Source organism: Cohnella luojiensis, assembly GCF_004564235.1.
GTDB lineage: Bacteria > Bacillota > Bacilli > Paenibacillales > Paenibacillaceae > Cohnella > Cohnella luojiensis.
Window position 1 is genome coordinate 82,089 of the sequence record NZ_SOMN01000008.1, and the last position, 18,642, is coordinate 100,730.

The following is an 18,642-nucleotide window of genomic DNA, read 5'->3' on the forward strand; positions in this document are numbered from 1 at the left end:
TCACCTTCTTCTGCGATGTGCTTTTCTCCCCTTACTCCTGCCGCGTATAAGACGTCTGCCGCGCAATGCGGTGCGCCGGTTTTTCCGGATTCTCGTTATGCTTTTCCTCCGCCGTTTGCGTTTCGCTGATCTAGAATTCCGAATTTCGTACATCGGCGAACCGGGGGGGAAACGTTCCAAGACGGATTCCGGGACAAGGGCGACATCCTCGAAACGGTAGCCTCTTTGCAAAAAAGCTTTTTCCGAGACGAATGGCCTTCTTTTCCCTTGTTCCACTAAATAAACGGTCGGACCGCTTCCGCGCAGAAGAGAACCTTGAACATCAAATGGGAAAGGCAGGAGCGCCATCAATTCCTCTAGCCTTGCACGAAAAGCTTCGACGCCAAATATATTCTGTGCCGCAAGCGCATTGCGCTCTCCTACCCCATTCAGAAGCTCTTGGTTGCTCAGGAGCAGGTTTACGCTGGCGGATAATCCCGCAACATCGCCGGTGTGTACCAGAAACGGTTCATTTCCGGTAACGGTAAGAATTTCCGTTAATCCGCCGGAAGCGAAGGCAACGACGCCTTTGCCGAATGCCATACCTTCCAACGCCGTCATTCCAAATCCTTCCGACACTAGACTCGGGACAACGACGACATCAAGAGCCGGAAAAACTTGTTGAATTTGTTCTACAAAAGGATGAAATACGAACCGATCGGCATATCCCGACATTTGCACGAGCGTTTGACATTTTTGATAATAGACTTCATCCACCGGATTACCAACGACGAGGAAACGAGCTCGGGCATCCGCAGCCGCAATCGGCAGCATCGCCTGTATAAAAGGTTCCAATCCCTTGTTGGGGTAGATGGTAGCCCCAATATAACCCGCAACGAGATGGACCTCTCCCCAACCTAACTGTTCCCGCAAGCGTGCCCTGTGATAGTGCCAACTGCCGGGAAGCAGTTGATCGCGATCCAAATACGGGGGGAGCATGAACGTCTTGACCATTTCTTGCTTTCCTTGGAACGGTTGAAGCGTAGTATGGGAAATCCCGATGACGACATCGCTGTGCGATGCAATGAAATCGGCGGAGGCCCCCCGGCTCGGCGTATCCATAATCGTCTCCATCATGGCCCAGATCGTGGGAATGCCAAGCGATTTGGCAGCAATTGCGGGCAAAGGATGCACGCTTGTATTAACAAATACATAGGAGGGACGCTCATCGGCTAATAAAGAATGCAGCTTGCTCCACGAGGGATGTTTTATCAGCCCTTTTATTTCCTCCGCGATCGTCGGTGCCGCCGTGTACAGTGAAATGGCTAACGGAAGTTCCAGCACCGTAACCTTTATCCCTAACTCTCTGGCTCTTTCCGAAATGATGCCTTCCTGAGGCACGACTAACACGCAATGAAAACGGTGGATCAGCTCGCGGGCGAACAATAGGAGAAGTTTTTCCGCTCCCGTGACGAACACCGGGCTGCAAATGTGCGAAAATAGCAGCAACTTCGGTTTTAACCCGCTCATGGCCTTCCATACCAAATGAAGCGTAAGGGCATGTTCGCCACCTCCTTTATGCCGGGTAGTACAATGTATGGATAAGATGTCTTTCACGGCGCGGCTATTTAACCATTCATCGTCAAATCCAAAAGTTGATTAAGGCGGGAGATATAGGTGTGGTCTCTTAATGTCCGATATAAACCTCTAAGCGCGACAGCTTGCCGTTCTTCTTCGTGTTCCAAGTAATATTCGGTCTTGTCAACGAGGTCCTGGGGGGAATCATACGTAATGATTTCTTGACCGGGGATATAAAATTGGGCAATGTCTTCCCGCAGGTCCGTCATCTGCAATGTTGCGCATGCGGAAATTTCGAATGTCCTGGGATTAGGGGAAACTGCGGGAATACGCGCCTTATTCTGGTTAAACGTATCATCGTTATGGGCGCGATGGGCATTGATGACGATCCTGCTGGCATTGTACCTCTCGGATGTTTGGCCCGGATCCATCCATCTGCCCAAGTCAATCAATGCTTTCCAGCGATCATATTCGGGCAATCGATCCCACCACATTCCTGAAATATGCAAGCGACGGTGCGCCAACAGCGGAATAAGCTGATGAAATAGCTTTACGCGATTCCAATAAGCGGTACCGACAAAACTGACATCCCCCCGTTTAGAAATCAAGGGATTGCGGGGTCTGAAGTCACCGGGAAATACCCCAAGCGGCAAATAATGAACGCGCGGACATCCCAATCCGGAATAGAAGGGAAGACAACTGCGTTCCAGCGTAAATACACTATGATAACGCAATGCGATTTCGGCTGTTACGTCCGAGTAGTAAGGGTCGTCCGTAAACCAAATGGCCGTTCGGATCCCAAGGCTTCTTACTGCTTGCACTTTATCAAAAGGCATATTCATTCCGTCGAGCACCAGCATGACGTCGGGCCTGGATTTGGCCGCTATCTTCGCGACATCCTGAACGGGCAAGGCTAATGTCACACGTTCAGCAACCGTCTTTAAGGTTTCGTAAATCCCATTGTCCAGCGGACTGTAGGGATACCCTTTACCCGAGGTTACATAAAGCACATGAATCGGACGTTTGACAGGCACGGGGGCTGCCCTAGCGATGATGGACTCGCAGTGTCCAAGCCAACGGCCGTGGTTCCATCCGAGCGGGTACCCGTCTTCCCGGCCTTTACGATAAGCCTGCCCGTTCAGCCTTACGACTGTGCGTCTTTTCGCTGCAGCTATCTTTCATCCCTCCTGCGCTCCTGCCTGCAATCCCTTAACCGAGTCCGGTGATTTCCAGCAGCTTCCGAATCCGTCCTTCGAACGTATGATGCTTTTTCGTTCGCCGATACCCTCTGGCTGCAACTTGGAGACGTTCTTGTTCGTGGGTCAAATAATAATCGATTTGCTCAATCAAATGTTTGGCATTATGGAAAACGGCGATTTCGGAACCGATGGAATAGTGCTCGGGCAGTTCGCTGCGGAGATCGGTTAATTGCAGCGTTCCGCACGCTGCCATCTCGAAGGTGCGCGGATTGATGGACTCCGCAGGCCAGCTTCGGCCATTAAAATTGTCTTTTCCCGCTTCGGTAGTACGATGCAGGTTAATAACGATTTTCGCCCCGTTGTAATATTGGACGGTTTCCGGCACCTTGATCCATCTGTCTTGGACAAATCGTTGCAGCAAGGGATAATGCGTCATTCGTTCCCATTGGCTCCCTCCGATCAGCACCCTCTTATCCTGCAGGTACGGAGCAATCTCATCGAACAATTGAACCCTGTTCCAGAAGGCTGCTCCGATAAAACATATATCCGTCCGGTATTCATGCGGAACTTGCATGGGCTTGAACAGTCCGAAATGCGCTGCCAACGGGAGATGGTGGACTTGCGTACAGCCGACCGATTGATAAAGCGGCAAACACGATCTTTCGTGGGTAAAAATATAATCGTAATGGGGAGCAACCTCTACCGTCACATCGGTAATATAGGGATCGTCGACAAACCAAATGACCGAAGGAATACCCATATTACGAATCGCATCGATCTGCTCAAGATGATCCGGTGGAAACACGTGAAGACCATTCATGACAAGTACCGCATCCGGACGCAATTGCGCGGCTTGAAGCTGCATTTCAATGGCCGGTACGACATACACTTCGGCAACTTCGTTCTGCAGTGCGGCGATTACCCCTTGGTCAATCGCTTCGAAGCCTTGCGGAACGTAGAGAATACGCGCCGCGCTACGAGATTGGTTACCCGGCTGTACTCCTTCCTCAATGCCCTTGCAGGCTCCCAGCCTCCAACCGTCCAACCAGCCGTTCTGGTAGCCGTCCTTACGGCCACGCTCGCCTAATCTTGAAGCCGAATGGTTCCGCATCCTCATCACCCGCAATCAATATATGCGTACCGGCAGGGTTGGACTTGGATACTTACCCGTCCATAGGACGAATTTAGGCGGGCAAAAAGCGCCCGTTCTCTCGAAGGGAATCCGGGAGTACGGGCGCTTGACCTGTTTTTTATTCATTTATTATTGAAGGCGATGAACTTGAACGTAATTATCCACCGTATCCTGCAATCGAATCGGAACGATGGACGTTTTCGTTATTCCATTATTGAAAGTAACCGAGAAGACGAACGAATAGTTCCCTTGCGGCAAATCTTTGAAGGAGACGCTTGCGTCCGCTTCGCGAAGAAGCCCCTTCCATAAGATAGCTTGCGGGTTTGCTGCGGCTAAGCTTTTTTGCAGCTCCGGGGTCGCGACGGATTTAACGGATATCGGCTTCGTGCCCGATGCTCCGGTATCCGTAACCGTTGCTTCCAGCACGAAGGCTTCGCCTGCCCAGAACCAATGGGCGGGGCGCTGAGCGCTCGAATGCTTCTCATTGTATAGAAGACGATTCCTCTCCCATGCATCTGTGTGTTTGACATAACCTTGGATGCCAAGCGGACGAACGGACATCGATTGGGTTCGCACAACCGGTGCCGCTTTCCCATCGCTTATCGTTTGCCTGATTGTCCAAGTTCCAACGGCTGTCGGGCCGCTGGGAAGCTGGTAGTCCGGCCCGGCGGAAGCATACGGATAAAGACTGTTCAAGGTCGAGTCGAATCGCTTCGTACCGGAAGGGTCCATTAACTCGTATCTCAGGGTTAAAGGATCATGTTCGTTGTCCCCGACTCCGATTGAACGAATATGGAGCAGGTCCCCCTCGTAGATCGGCATTGCAGTATCGGCAGGGTCATAGGTGTATCGCTTGAAATCGCCAAAAGGCGGGGTGTTATTAATGAGCTGGACTTGAAGCGTTCGTATTTCAGTGTTTCCGTTTAGCGTACGGGCCGTCCATTCGAAGGTGTACGTGCCATCCGGAATGACTCCTAACGGCGTAAACGATGCGCTCCATTGCTTGCTCCCTTTTCCGGTTGTGGAGGACACTGTTCCATTAAGCGTCAGCGACCGTTGAAAGGATTTTCCTTTAAACGCGACTAACGTCACTTGGTTGGGATATTCCGTCGTATCAGCCGCTATCGTAAACGGGTATCCGACGACGATCGTGTCTGTCGTATGACCGTCCGCTTTGCGGATATCCGGCACAAGATTGATCGGAGTCAGTACTTTAACCGCAAAATCCTTATAGGCAGACGTAGCATTGGATCCATTTGCTTGAATGCGATAGGTATATGAGCCATCCGGCGTTGTGGCTGGAATCGGGGTCAGTACGTCGGTCCAATCGATATTGCTGCCGGATTTCGTTCCCGTGAAGTAAGGAACGGTTTTATTAATGTAGCTGCCCATCGAAAATTGAAGCCCGACGGATAACGGGAAACGCGTCCACAACTCATAAGCAATCAGGTTTTCGCTAGCCGGAACGCCGCCTGCTAAAGTGAAATAAGGATCAGCCGATGTCAATTTCGCCTTAAGCTGCGGTGGCGGCGTTGCCGCAAGCGTAAAGTCTAAGATAAACGGATCCGACCAAACCCCTTCGACATCTTTTACCAAATACTCGAGATGGTAGGTGCCTGGTTCCAATTTATCCGGCGTTTTGTAGAACCATTCTCCGTTCAATCGATATTTGATTTTCCTATCCGCTATTCCGCGTTTGATCGGGTCGCTAACGTTATGATCCAAATCGTACGATTGATCCACCCATGATGTCTGATAACAGATACAGTTGGTGTCATAAGTCCAATCCAAGGCAGCTAGCGCGATTGGCTTGCGATGCACTCGGACGATCGTCGTTGACTCGTTTGAATAATAACTATACTTTGCGAATAGGGGGTCGACGCTTGGTTGGTCCTTGATACGGCGAGATATTTTGTATTCTCCCGTTAATGCAAAACTAGTCCTCAAAGATTCTGTAGTCCAAGACGGCGGATCTGTATTTCTCAAAGCAAATGCTGCATGACCCGTTGGGTTGTCGAAATAGTTCTCGTTATGAACATACATGGTCTGCTTCTGAGAAATTGGATCATGTTCAACATCATCGTCCGTTGTTAGTAATTGAAAGTTCTCATTTGTTAAGACGAGCTGCGATGCCGTGGCCGAATTAAATGAGGCGATATAATCAATCGCGCTTTGGATGAGTGTTACAATTGGTTGGCCACTGTTCAAGATAAAGAACTCGTTCGGTACCTGAGTTTTAATCGACGCGTTACCGATTACGATTACTTTAGCATCTGATTGGCTCCTTGCATTATTAAAATCAGCAAGTTCATTTATGATCCCATCCGAGATATAGATAAGATATTTAGCTGATGTCGTTCGAACGTAAGGGTTTGTATATGGCTGTCTTACGTCTTTATAGATCGTTCCCGAATAGCTGCCGTACCAATTGCTTACCCATCTTACATCCGGGTCCCATTCATTTCTGTAGGTGGTAGGCACCCAAACTTGATACGGCACTGGTTTGTAATAGGAATGTGATGATGCGCCGCCATTATTTCCCCCATTACAACCACCTGGATGATCGTATACGATACCACTATCGGCTGTTCCAGTACACCATAACTCATCCCTATATCTTGTCTCTTCATGTCCCGGAACATCGACTACGCTAACGTATTGACCATAATCGTAATAATATCCATTATCGGAGGCGGACGTACGGTTTAATGTTCCACAATAACCACTAGAGCAATAGTAGTAAGTGTTTGGCGGATAAGATCCTGTATTGACTGTCGTAGATGCTGGATTGGACCAGGTGTACGTGTGCATGTCCCATACATTTACTTGCGGATTAATCCCTTCCAATCGAAGTTGATTACTAATCGTTACTCCATTACCTTTTACATAGTCGATTTTGCTCTGAGCAAGATTTTTATCTAGCAAGAAGAAGGTATCAACATCAGGTCGAATCGAGGGTATATCCGTATATAAATCGGAATAAGGGAGATAGTTGTCGATTTCAAACTCCATTTGAGTTATCGTCTGCCGCTTATCCGAAGCTGTAATGAATTCAGGGAACGTTTCTTGTCCAAAATCTTCATCTACGGTTGCTACAATCCGGTATTTTCCGAGTTTTGCATTAAGCGGCGTATACTCCGAACGTGGACCAGAGAACGAATCAACAAGCTCGGTATACGTTTCGTTAAAGTCCTTATCATAATAAATCTTAAAGTTCTGATTAGTAATGATATCTCCATCGGTACTAACCGCATCATAGAATAGCGTCACACCTTCACCACGGGCAATTTGACTGGAGTATGGCGTCATAATAACGGCAGGTGCATAATCATTCAGAACAGTAAAGTTCAGTACGTAAGGCTCGGAAGTTCGACCGAGGGCATTGGTGACCGTAAGAGAGACTTGATACTCCCCTGGTTTTTTATACAGGAACTCTTTATGGTCGGGTGTGTCAACCCTCATCCGTCGATCGGCGTCACTTGATCCATTCAGAGGCTCCCAGCTCCATGAGCTGCTAACAATAGGATATGTCGCTTGAACATAGGGATCGTTTGCATTAGGATCTCGTGAAGTGTTGTCGATCGACATCTTTCGGTTTTCCTTAAAGCTCCCCCCGAACAATTTGAATTGGGCCCTCGGTTTCGTATCGTGGACATTGACGATTCGATAGGTATCGCACATGTCCGCACCATTCTTGTCTTCCCCAGGCTTAGGTGTCCACTTCATCGTCACGGTTGCAAACCCATCGGCATCGTCACCGAATACGTAACCGCCGGAGAAAAATAAATCCGGATCAACCGATACCCCATTAACCGTTACGATTCTGGTATCAATCCTTGATAGATCGGTTCCATCGGATGCAGGAAATTCCACGATGTCAAAAGCTTGCGTCGGTATGTTTGGTTTGCACACGAGCGGCGGCGTTTCATCTACCGGCTCTGGAGGTGGTCCTTGTGGCGGTGGAATAGGGATTGGTTTTTCACCGATAACAATTTTTGTTCTATAAACATTCTGATCAAATTCATTATTAGTAGATTGGTATTGGGCCGTTGCAGTTAATATTAGCTCAATTTCGTCGCCTTTATTTAATTTATTGTTCACCTTGAATTTGACGTCTTTAATTGTGGCGATTTCTCCTTCATTGCTAAGCGTTACTTGGCCGTTACTTAATGAAGAATAAGTGCCTACAGTATATAGAGATTTGCCCGGATATGCTGCTTCGAGCTTCAAGTTCCATTCCTTAAGATCATAACGCGTATACCATTTCGCTTTTAAGTACTGATCGTTGTAATAAGCATTATCTTTTAGATCGCCAGTCAAGTCCATGGAATAGGTGAAACTATTGCCCAACACATTGGCGTCCGTTTGAATTTTCCCGTCTGATTTATTTGGACCTGTAATTACGATTTTCGAATCTAGACCTGGCTTGTCCTTACCCTCTGTCTTCGCAATGGGAAAGGTCTGATACCAAATCGCGCCATCCGGCTTTTTATGCCACATCCGCCCCATGCCAGGCGCCCAAACGGTAGGGTCTTGTTCTACGTACATATAATCGAATAGGTTGTGTTTAGTATCAGGCGGTGTACTAGATCCGTTCAAGAGCGCAGCTTTTTGAATAGTGACATCATCGGATTTGATGATCTTTTTTACTGAATTAACTACAACGGTACCTCTTGCATATATTACATCTGTATCATCAGCGTCAAACCCTTTTGACAACAATGGGCTCATTTTAATCGGTTTATCGGTACGCCCATTTAATAAGGTACTTGTCCAAGGTTTATACACCCAGTAACGCGTATTCGGATCGGTACCCGTTTTAGAATCATTAATAAAGAAGGTATTGGAGTATAGCGTTCCTGCCCGATCATAACCTAAATAACGATACTCTCCATAAGGGCTGCCTACAGGAAAAGCCGGATGTTTTCCTCCATATCCTGTGGTTTCACCATCCGAGTATACGTTACCATTGGCCGGATCTCGCCATCCTCTCTTAAATCCATTTCCAGCTCTATTCTCAGAGATACTTTCTAAAACGGGGTTTTTGTTTTCATCCATTTTGACATAGGCGATTACCCCTAGTTTATCAAAAAGATACTGATTAAACGGCCATGAATTTCCATTCTTTAAGTCGCTGCATTTAGGAAAACCAGGCGGCGGAGTAACCCATGCGTATGTTTTCTCACATACGTCCTTTGCCGATAAGGCAGCTGAAACTTCTATTGGATACATAGGTAATAGTGAAACGAGGAACGTAATTAAAATCGAAAAAGTGATCGCTTTCCTTCTCATTCTTCTACGCATTTGATCTCTCCTTATCTATCCTGGTACGCAGAAATCGCGATGAATAGAATGTCACCGTCTGATGAAATAACAACCTCACGCTTACCAACCGTTTTCTTGATGTCTGATGTTTGGTCTGCTATTCTATCAGTTATTAATTTTCGAACAGTCGCTGCATCATTAGTGCTGAAGATCATCGATAAAAATTGATCTAGTGGTTTAGATGAACGCTCTAAACTCCCGGACTTAAAGTTAATGAACAAGTTATATACATTGCCAGTCGGGTTAATTGCTAGATCGTAATACTGTACAGGATCAGTAAAGTCCTCGAAGAAAAAATTTTTGCGAATATCTTTTTCTTTTTCTACCTCGTCTTTGTAGTACCTTAAAATTCCTGTATCGCTTAAATAGGAGCCTTGAAATGAATCCAATGTTCCAGAAAGTGAATCATAAACTTTTTTCATTTCATTATTTGTAAAGACGATTCTCTTTAGTTCTGAATAGCCGTAACTTGGAACATCAGAATAAAAAACACCTGTCATATTTGGTTGCATCGGACGACGAATCGATTTGTTATTAACCCTTTCAATAATTGCAATAGCTTCGGCACGAGTGATTACTTTCTTAGGTTTCCACGTTCCGTCCGGAAAACCTGTCATAATCCCCCGAATGAGTGTCGCACCGGCAGATACCCGTAAAAATTCATCTATTTTGTTGCTATCTTTGATTTGGCCCGCAGCGATTTTAGCATAAGCATCCGTAACGACATCATTCAGATATTCATCCATTCCTTTTACAATGGCTGCTGTGCGTTCTCGGGTTAACGGTTCATTGTACCGACCTTCAAACTCATTATTTATAACACCGAAATCTTTCGCTATGTTTACATAGTTGATGTACCACGGAGAACCTTGGCCAAAATCGTATTGCACTCCGTAAATCATAGTAGATTTCGCAAATTCTGGAATGAGATCTAGCGTATTTTTAGACCAGTTAATTACGCCGCTTTCGTCTTTACTCGTTAGAGACAAAATCAGCATAGATATAAACTGTGATGACGTTACGGGATCATTCGGCTTAAACGTGCCATTCGGGAAACCTTTGACATAACCCTTTCCTGCGCCTTGCATAATTGACGTATAAGCCCAGTGGGTTGTTGGAACATCCTTGAATTTAGGCGTTGTTGCAGTATCCGACTCTACAGCGTATACAGGCAAAGAAATGACCATCAGCATCGTCGCCATTACAGATAAAATCCATTTTTTCATTAATAACACTCCTCATTATTGGCTCGTCTCGCTCGCACTCTAGTAAAAAAGACATAAAAAAGAGAAAGCACGGCCGACATCTGTTAACGTCTGCGGGTGCTTCCTCGCGTTTGATATCCTGTTTTTGGATAATTTATTATATGAATAACACATCAAATTCGTCAACTACTATTCTTTTTCGGCAAATCATTCGTTTGAACAATGCCCGAAAGTCGAGGCAACTTTCGGCGAAATAAGCGTTTCTCGCGCGGTTATTTGGTTGGTCGGGGCCACTTTCGGCGAAATAAGCGTTTCTGGCGCGGTTATTTGATTGGCCGGGGCCACTTTCGGCGAAATAAGCGTTTCTGGCGCGGTTATTTGGTTGGCCGGGGCCACTTTCGGCGAAATAAGCGTTCCTGGCGCGGGTATTTGGTTGGTCGAGGCCACTTTCGGCGAAATAAGCGTTCCTGGCGCGGGTATTTGGTTGGTCGAGGCCACTTTCGGCGAAATAAGCGTTCCTGGCGCGGGTATTTGGTTGGTCGAGGCCACTTTCGGCAAAATAAGCGTTTCTGGCGCGGGTATTTGGTTAGTCGGGGTTACCCTCCGCACCTAATAAAGTACCAAATCTATCTCTTACACTTGTTGTTCATACGCAATCTGATGGCCGTCCTCGAATCCTTTGGTAAAGCCTGCATGATATCCTTCGTTGTAGGATTGATTAAAGCCGACGTTGTAGGCGTCGTTGGTTGTAGTACGCCGCTTTCTTGCTTTGCCTCGGCGACGGATATGGCCTTTATGAACGCGAAGCTTGCCCTTTCCTGAACGGGATTTCGCGCGCCGCATGCTTTTTCCGACTTTTTTCTTTGCGCTTCGGCTGGCCTTGCCCGGCTTACTATTCCGGCTTTTGCCGCCGGCGCGTTTAGAACGCTGTTTGCGCTTCAATTCGAGACACCTCCAGCATTTCGATCGCATGATCTTACCCTGTCGGATAACCACGGAGAAGCAGGCTTCCCCCTAACCGGCGGACGCCAACTTGTTCCGGATACCGTTCTTAGCAACGCTCCCTGCATGCCTGTCAACACACGAACATGCTCATGCAAAGTCTCGGGGGCAACCCCGGCGGTGCCCGTCACGTCCGCTACGCTTTCTAATATTTTAGCTAAGGCTTCTTGGCTTCTGGATATCGCACCAATTAAGCGAAGCTTGATTTCCCATTCTCGATCCAGCCGGTTCATTTGTCCCGATCTCCCGAATCCATGCCGCCGAACATGGAAGCCATATTATCCGATACGTCGCCGTCCGGGCTTAGAATGATTTTCAAATTGCGGCTTAAGCCATTGCACAGCTTCGTTAATCCATCAATAACCTCGATATTCTGCTCATGCAGCTGTAAACTGGTCGACAATTGATCTTGATGAGCAACATAGGTGTCTTTCGTAATATGGGTGCACAACCAATTGCGAACCTTCTCGGCCTCAGTGGCTTTGGCTTCTAGAATCATAGTTACGTTCCACTGCATCTTCGCAATGGCATCAAGCGTAAGATGATAAGCTTCCTCCCGACTCATCCCTCCTGCCCCCCTTTCCTGAAAAAGCTTTTCTGCCTACTCCTCGTCAGCCGAATCGCCCATCACTTTCACCACGTGAGTCATGCTATCCGCGACCGCTTCCTGCAAATCCGCGAGACTGTTCAAATAAGAAACGACGCTTTTGGTAACGTTGGAGGAACTATCCAACAAACCGTTAAGACCGCTTAGCTGGGGGTGTTCATCGGGCAGCGCTTGAACCATCTGAGCCATCCGCACGGTCACTTGACGTTTGGCATCCAATATTCTGGCCATTTGCTGATGAGATCTTGATAAATGCACGACGATTTCGGTCAACAACTCTTGCATACTTATCGTATCCCCCATCCCTCAGCGGATTACCACTCGCTCCACGCGATCATTGCAAACTACTAGCCTCTTACAGCATATGCCGCCACTCAGCGCTTGCCACAGGAACAAACACCCACATTCGTTTAGGTCCAATAATAAAACTGCCCCAATCACCAACCGTAAAGAAAGGTTAACGATGAGGCAGTTCTAATTTACAATAATTGACGAAGCAGCGGGAGCGAAATAATCGGCAATCCATGGACCTTGCCCTCAAGCATCTCCTGGGATATCGCCCTGTGCGTCTTCAGATGCAAATTCCATGCTTGCATGGCCGCCGAGCTGATTATTCGCCGAATTTTATCCCCTTCCACATGAAAGGACTCTCCCTCCGGCAGCACAACGACACCATTTACCGGACTCTCCGCATTTTCCGCAAGGCCTCTCCAACGTTGCTCCACTTCATCCGCGGAGATTGGTTCTCCTAGCGGCCATCGACGCAAATCAACTTGCGAAATCCGAGTAACGGGAAACGTTAACACTCCTTCCACTAACCTGCGTACGCCGTTCTCAATCCAATAATAATTCGCGCCTATGGCTTGCACGACGATATGCTCGGGAAAGTAATGTGCCGAATGTGACAAAGGACCTTGCTGAAGGTCGGGATGCTGACGCACATTATGAACCCAGATATACGGATTTTGCCATTTGTCCATAAAATAAAAATGGTTCCTGTCGTTCACTTCCTGGAACCGATCTCCGAGCGCCTTCATGCTAACACTTCCAAAATGATGGATGAACGTATCTTTGGCGATAACTAAGCTTTTGCCCAGCATTCGAACCCGGATATTATAATCATCATCCTCGAAATTACCGATCTCGAAGCCTTCGTCGAAGAAGCCGACTCCCTCGAACAGTTCCCTTCGGAATAACAAGCAGAAACCTGTTAATCGATCAATCCGCTGCCACCGTGAAGCATCCGAGCGATTGTTCTCGCGGGCAAACCGTGGCATATCCGCTACGTCCACGTAGGGAACGTTGATCTTCTGTTCCCCGCTAATGTAGTTGGTTACAGGCCCGACCATGCCGATTCCTTCATCGCTGTTCAAGCAGATGAGTAAATTGGCAAGCCAATTTTCGGTGACCAACGTATCGTTGTTAAGCAGCAGTATCGTACGTCCTTTGGCCATCATCATCCCAACGTTAACCGCTCCGGCAAAACCGCGGTTATTCTCAAGCACGCGGTACCTGATTTGCCCGCCCAACTCTTGCAAATAGGCCGCGGTTCCATCTGTTGATGCGTTATCCACAACGATAATTTCATAAGGTGAATCCGTGTTCGCTATAATGCTGTCGATGCATTGAGCAAGAAAAGCTTGCTGATTATACGTAGGAATGACTATGCTTGTTCCCTCGAATAAAGTCGGATAGCTTTGAATACCGGATTGCACGCCTTCACGGTACCCTTCCCCAAACCCTTCATCATAACGAACCTGACGGGCATTTGCTTTCTGAAGAGAAGAAGCGGCACGCTTGCGCCGTCGCTTCGTTGCGGGGATGGAATCCGGATCGGACCGGGCAGGCTTACGATGCCTTTTACGCTTTTTTAACGAATTCGTCGCAGCCATTATCTTCACCTCTTATTCATTCTAGTCATACTCTTGCAGGATGTTCCACCCCCGCCATGCGATTTGCCAGATGACCGAAGTCAAAGGTTACCTTCCCCTTGATGCCCGCCAGATGGACGGCGATCGGAATGGATGGAATTCCTGCGGCGATAAGCGCAATATCGAAATCGCGTCCGGATGCTTCCGCCACTACGCGAGGAACGTCATCATACCCGTTAACAGGTGTTACGATGCCCGTAACCACCATGCCTTGCTCCATTAGTACGTCCCTAAGTTTCGCGGCAACGTCTCCGATAACGAGTATTTTGCGGCCCTGCAGCAGTTTCATCAGCAACCCCAGTTCATGCAGCGAGTAATTCATCGTCGAAGTCGTAAACCGGAGTTTCCGATAATCGATGCCATAGGCACGAAGGACGGCAAACAGCAGCGGTTGAAAATGGGGATGTCTTGACATCGGCACGCCGATCAATGATGCAACCTGAATGCAAGAAATCATCTCGTCACGCGCTAAGAGGTTAGGCACCGTGATTCCCGCATAAGGGAGAAAAGGTCCCGCACGGCGGATTTCCTCGAACGTAAGTACCTTTTCCTGCGCCAAAGTCAACAGTTCTCCGTCTCCCAGACGAATGAAAGCATAAGGTCGATTTGCCGCAAGCGCATCCTCTAATTCCTGATATACCCCCTGCGGATCGAGAAGCGGTACCCCTCTTTTACGCAAAACCTGCACGCCGGCCGCCATGGCCTCGCCCGCCGTTATGTCCGGAATGATAATGTCGGCCGGAATATGTTCCGCCAATATTTGCTCTCCGCCTGCGGTTAAACCTTCCTGATATCCTTGATCGTAACTTCTATTTTTATCGGAATTCTCTACTTGGTGTTCGATTTTGGATCGAGTTAATGGAATCCGTCTGCGTTTTTTTCCCATGAGCCTTTTTCGCGATTTTACCCGCCGACGGACCGTTACCCGCCTTTTCTCCGTTTTGTGAGCCATGCCGCTTGAAGCCCGAACTTTAACCGTCTTGCGAGGAACGCCTTTAGAAACTCGGAGATTCTCCGGCTTCTTGGGAATGCCGTCGGCATTACGGTTCTTTTCGATTTTAGGCGGCAACCCTATTGAACTGGCCAATTTGCGCAAACTTTGAATGCTCATGAGATCGCTCCCTTCAATCTCCTTCCCGCTTCCTCCAAGGACTCGAAAGTTCCCGCATCCGTCCACCAGCCCCTCATTTCCTGATAGCTCAGGCGTCCTGTCTGCGCATATGCGTTATTCACGTCCGTAATCTCCAGTTCCCCTCTCCTGGACGGCTTCACCCCATCGATCATCTGGAACACTTCGGTATCGTAAAAATAAAGCCCGGTCACGCAAAAGTCGGAAGGCGGTAAATCCGGTTTTTCCTCGATGTGCAATATTCGGCCATTAGCTTCGTCCAGCTTCGGAACGCCGTAGCGACGAGGGTCTTTGACCTTCTTTAAGAGTACCATTGCTCCACTTGCCGGCTGTTTGGCAAATAGATCGCAATAAGGCTGCAAGCTTTCCTCGAACAGGTTATCGCCTAGCAACACGATGAATTTATCCCCAGGCAACATTAGAGGACGCGCGAGTTCTAGAGCCTGGGCGATTCCGCCCGCTTCCTCCTGTACCCGATAGACGATGGAAACGCCCCAGTCTCGACCGCTGCCGAGAACGTCGGCGAAATTGCCCAACGCCGCGCGACTTGTCACGATGACGATGTCCCGAATGCCGGAATCGCGCAGCTTCGTTACTCCGTAGCAGATCATAGGATACGATCCGACGGGCAGCAAATGTTTATTCGTCCAGTAGGTGAGAGGTTTAAGGCGCGTTCCCGTTCCACCCGCCAGTATGACAGCTTTCAAAGCAAATCCTCCCCCATGCAACATATTGTGCGAGGCTATGTCATTCCTCAGATGAACGCTCGTGGATCCAACTGCCATTTCTCCATGAACTTCCTATAATTTCTCTCTACCAGCTGTTGCTGCTGTTCTGCGCCTTCTCGTTTAAAGCTTGCGCTGCCCTCGTGATAGATGAGCGTATCGTGGCAAACGAGAAGACTGTAACCGTGAAGCCTAGTCCGCAAGCAGAAGTCATCATCCTCGTAATGCCCTGGAGAGAAGCGTTCGTCGAGAAGGCCGATTTTCTCCATCAAGCTGCGTTGGAATACGAAACAAATACCCACGATTCGCTCTACCCTTTTCCATTTCGACGAATCCGACACGTTCACTTCAGCCGCGATCCGCTGAAACTCTTCCAGATCCTCGAACGGGTAATGGACTTGTTGCGAGCCGCTCGCGTAATTCGTCACTGGACCGACGATTCCAACGTCGGAATGGCAATTTAAAGCTGTAATCATATTCGTTAACCAATTCGGCGTAACGACCGTATCGTTGTTGAGAAGGACCAGAATATCCCCGGATGAAAGGAGCAACCCCTTGTTGCAAGCGACGGGAAAGCCTTCATTCCGGGGAAGAGAGATGAAGATTAGATTTTCCCGCCTACACCATTCCGAAGTCCCATCTGTCGAGGCATTATCTACGATAATAAGCTCGTAAGGGGACTTCGTATGTTGGCGGATGGACGAAACGCATCTTTGCAACAGATCAAGTCGATTGTATGAAGGAATAATAATGGATGCGGTAGTCATCGTTCCCAATCCCCCAGTGCCGTCCGATTACGAGTAGAATCCGTGAATTGCAAGCGACTGCCCCTCGCTGTCATGGCTTCCCTCCAGGCTTCCACGTGATCACCTGCCGCTACTCTCCAATCTCCTCTAGAACCATTGAGCCTTCTACTGTCGGCCATGCCTCCCAAACCTATGCGTAAACCCTTAAGGATCGCAAGGGCGTGCGCTTTTGCCGGAACTGTTAACGCCGTAGCCCCAAGCGTGTCGAGCGCATGTCGGGATACGGCAAAAGGCAACGAGGACAATGAATTGATTTTTAAATCTCCTCTATCCAAGCTCGCATTCAGAAACTCATGAAACCGCTCGACTCCGGCACGTTTTTGGAATACGCCCATTTGTCCGGAGAGATCGTTCAGAGCAACATCGAGTCTTCCATCGCATACCCATAGAAAACGCGCAAGTATATCCGCGTTTACCGCATGCTCGCCATCAACGAAAAGCACGATATCCGCACCCGTAAGTTTGGAGCCCAGAGCCCGTCCGACGTCAGCGTCGACCGCTGCCGGCAGATGAGCAATTACCGTGTTATGACGGCTTCGAGCTTGCGAATACATCCAGTCCGTAGGCGTAGCGAGAACGATGACGATTTCATGAAGGGGCAAAGCCTCAAGCTCATTAAGCACCGCTTGCAAAGCGGCTTCGTTCGATCCGGCGCAGACAACGGCAGCAGCTTTATGGCGTAGAGGGACTGCTGAAAGAGGAGTATGCATTCCCGATCCCTGCATGAAGCCGGCAGCATAACTTTTCCCTCTAAGCTGCAAGAATTTCCAGTCCTCGTTCTGTTTGATCGGGGTCTCGAGGAATCTTCTCCTCCACTTGTCATGAATAGCCTCTCTAAGCTTCTCGACGCGAGTATCGTAGGTTGCGCCGCTTCGCCAGGCACGGCCGTCGCTAACTCCGGCAGAGTGATCGTAGCGAGAGCTGCGGCTTCGGTTTCGGCTCAGACGTTTGGCAACAGGCCTTTGTAATTTACCTCTCCTCTTAATGCTATGGAAAGCACGTGATTTCAAGAGTCTGCCGGAGCGGAGCGAGCGATTCGCCGAAAGGCGTTTTTTCTTCATTCGGTTATCTCACCATCCATCTCTGACGGGCTCCATCTTCATATCCGCCCCTGGAGTCCGTTTTTCTTAGCCACCATTGGATTGCTTCCAGGTGATCTCCCACGATGAGCGGCTCCAGCGAATTATTGCGTTCGCGCTTGGCCCGTATCGGATTCAGTTGTCCTACGTTTATGGAAATGACCCGCTCTACCTTCAGTCCTTCCCGAATGGCCATCGTATGGGCCATCGGCGGGACGGACAATGCCGAAGTTCCCAAGACGGATAACGCTTTTCGGCTGATCGCATGGGGAATGGCCGTCATCGAAGTCCCCCCCAGGTCGGGGCGCCCAAGCAGCTCGTTCAAGGCGTGCTTGGCGAGAACGACCCCATGGACAACCGTTTTATTGACCGGACCGGAGTAGTCGTTTAGAGCCACGTCCGTTCCCTGTGCTACCGCATGAACGAACGCCTTGAGCTTAGCCGCGGGAATGACCATGTCGGCATCGATAAACAGCAGAATGTTGCCCCTTGCTTCCCTGGCACCGATTGACCTTCCGACATCGTGACCGAGAGGGCGATCATAAAAAAGTACCTTGGCTCCGCTTTTCTTAGCGATATCCAACGAACCGTCGGTAGAACCGTTCACGACTACGATGACTTCGGTATGCGGATGAACGCGGAATGCTTCCCGAATTACCTTTCTAAGCGTTCTTCGTTCATTCATAACGGGCACGATGACCGATACGTAAGGAACTGACCATGGATCGCCGTTAGGACGGGGCAATTCAGTTACTTTTTTAGCAACTATGTTTCTCATCGGTAGTCTCCGTTTACCTTTGGTCGTTCGCGACTTTAAGGAACGAGAACCGACTCTCCCGATTTTGTTCGCCAATCCACTTACCCCCCTCTAGCTCGGGCAACGGTATACAAGACATTGTATGTGTGACGTGTCCATGCGCAACGGCTTATGTACGGTTCGAACTA

At 48.7% G+C, this 18,642-nt stretch carries 16 protein-coding genes; 1 reads left to right on the plus strand and 15 read right to left on the minus strand.

The genetic code is table 11. From position 1 onward, the window contains the following. The 5 genes from E2980_RS08740 to E2980_RS08760 all read right to left on the minus strand — a co-directional run bounded on the left by E2980_RS08740 (position 1) and on the right by E2980_RS08760 (position 10,439). A complete protein-coding gene (locus E2980_RS08740) occupies positions 1-1,509 on the minus strand; it encodes a glycosyltransferase family 4 protein (RefSeq protein WP_135151797.1) in 1,509 nt (502 codons plus the stop codon). Between the two features lie 98 nt (positions 1,510-1,607). Beyond that, positions 1,608-2,591: a CgeB family protein gene (locus E2980_RS08745; RefSeq protein WP_240702941.1), complete on the minus strand. Its 984-nt coding sequence runs from the start codon at positions 2,589-2,591 to the stop codon at positions 1,608-1,610. Between the two features lie 175 nt (positions 2,592-2,766). Continuing rightward, positions 2,767-3,867 (minus strand): CgeB family protein, encoded by a 1,101-nt coding sequence (locus E2980_RS08750; RefSeq protein ID WP_135151799.1) that lies wholly within the window; start codon positions 3,865-3,867, stop codon positions 2,767-2,769. A 150-nt stretch (positions 3,868-4,017) separates the two neighbouring features. After that, positions 4,018-9,192: an Athe_2463 domain-containing protein gene (locus tag E2980_RS08755; RefSeq protein WP_135151800.1), complete on the minus strand. Its 5,175-nt coding sequence runs from the start codon at positions 9,190-9,192 to the stop codon at positions 4,018-4,020. An 11-nt stretch (positions 9,193-9,203) separates the two neighbouring features. Further along, on the minus strand, positions 9,204-10,439 hold the full coding sequence (locus E2980_RS08760) for an S-layer homology domain-containing protein (RefSeq protein WP_135151801.1): 1,236 nt from the start codon (positions 10,437-10,439) through the stop codon (positions 9,204-9,206). Positions 10,440-10,749: 310 nt separating this feature from the next. Between E2980_RS08760 and E2980_RS08765 the strand changes: the two genes are divergently transcribed. Next, complete coding sequence (locus E2980_RS08765; protein WP_135151802.1) at positions 10,750-11,031, plus strand: hypothetical protein; 282 nt, start codon at positions 10,750-10,752, stop codon at positions 11,029-11,031. A 20-nt stretch (positions 11,032-11,051) separates the two neighbouring features. Here E2980_RS08765 and E2980_RS08770 read toward each other — a convergent pair whose 3' ends face one another. The 10 genes from E2980_RS08770 to E2980_RS08815 all read right to left on the minus strand — a co-directional run bounded on the left by E2980_RS08770 (position 11,052) and on the right by E2980_RS08815 (position 18,475). Then, positions 11,052-11,360, minus strand: coding sequence for a hypothetical protein (locus tag E2980_RS08770; RefSeq protein ID WP_135151803.1), 309 nt, complete (start codon positions 11,358-11,360; stop codon positions 11,052-11,054). Then, on the minus strand, positions 11,357-11,653 hold the full coding sequence (locus E2980_RS08775; RefSeq protein WP_135151804.1) for a hypothetical protein: 297 nt from the start codon (positions 11,651-11,653) through the stop codon (positions 11,357-11,359). The genes E2980_RS08770 and E2980_RS08775 overlap by 4 nt, the downstream gene beginning before the upstream one ends. Next, positions 11,650-11,985 carry an alpha-helical endospore appendage domain-containing protein gene (locus tag E2980_RS08780; protein ID WP_135151805.1) on the minus strand — a complete coding sequence of 112 codons (336 nt, stop codon included), beginning with the start codon at positions 11,983-11,985 and terminating at the stop codon, positions 11,650-11,652. Before E2980_RS08780 ends, E2980_RS08775 begins: the two co-directional genes overlap by 4 nt. 36 nt (positions 11,986-12,021) lie before the next feature. Beyond that, positions 12,022-12,312: a nucleoside-diphosphate sugar epimerase gene (locus E2980_RS08785; RefSeq protein ID WP_135151806.1), complete on the minus strand. Its 291-nt coding sequence runs from the start codon at positions 12,310-12,312 to the stop codon at positions 12,022-12,024. Between the two features lie 194 nt (positions 12,313-12,506). Beyond that, positions 12,507-13,919 carry a glycosyltransferase family 2 protein gene (locus E2980_RS08790; protein WP_135151807.1) on the minus strand — a complete coding sequence of 471 codons (1,413 nt, stop codon included), beginning with the start codon at positions 13,917-13,919 and terminating at the stop codon, positions 12,507-12,509. A 25-nt stretch (positions 13,920-13,944) separates the two neighbouring features. Then, entirely contained in the window at positions 13,945-15,069 is a 1,125-nt protein-coding gene (locus E2980_RS08795) for a GT-D fold domain-containing protein (RefSeq protein ID WP_135151808.1), read from the minus strand. After that, on the minus strand, positions 15,066-15,794 hold the full coding sequence (locus E2980_RS08800) for a sugar phosphate nucleotidyltransferase (RefSeq protein WP_135151809.1): 729 nt from the start codon (positions 15,792-15,794) through the stop codon (positions 15,066-15,068). Before E2980_RS08800 ends, E2980_RS08795 begins: the two co-directional genes overlap by 4 nt. A gap of 47 nt (positions 15,795-15,841) precedes the next feature. Next, on the minus strand, positions 15,842-16,579 hold the full coding sequence (locus tag E2980_RS08805; protein WP_135151810.1) for a glycosyltransferase family 2 protein: 738 nt from the start codon (positions 16,577-16,579) through the stop codon (positions 15,842-15,844). After that, positions 16,576-17,679: a hypothetical protein gene (locus tag E2980_RS08810; protein ID WP_135151811.1), complete on the minus strand. Its 1,104-nt coding sequence runs from the start codon at positions 17,677-17,679 to the stop codon at positions 16,576-16,578. Before E2980_RS08810 ends, E2980_RS08805 begins: the two co-directional genes overlap by 4 nt. A gap of 4 nt (positions 17,680-17,683) precedes the next feature. Then, positions 17,684-18,475, minus strand: a complete 792-nt coding sequence (locus E2980_RS08815) for a glycosyltransferase family 2 protein (protein WP_135151812.1) — start codon at positions 18,473-18,475, stop codon at positions 17,684-17,686. Positions 18,476-18,642: the final 167 nt, after the last annotated feature.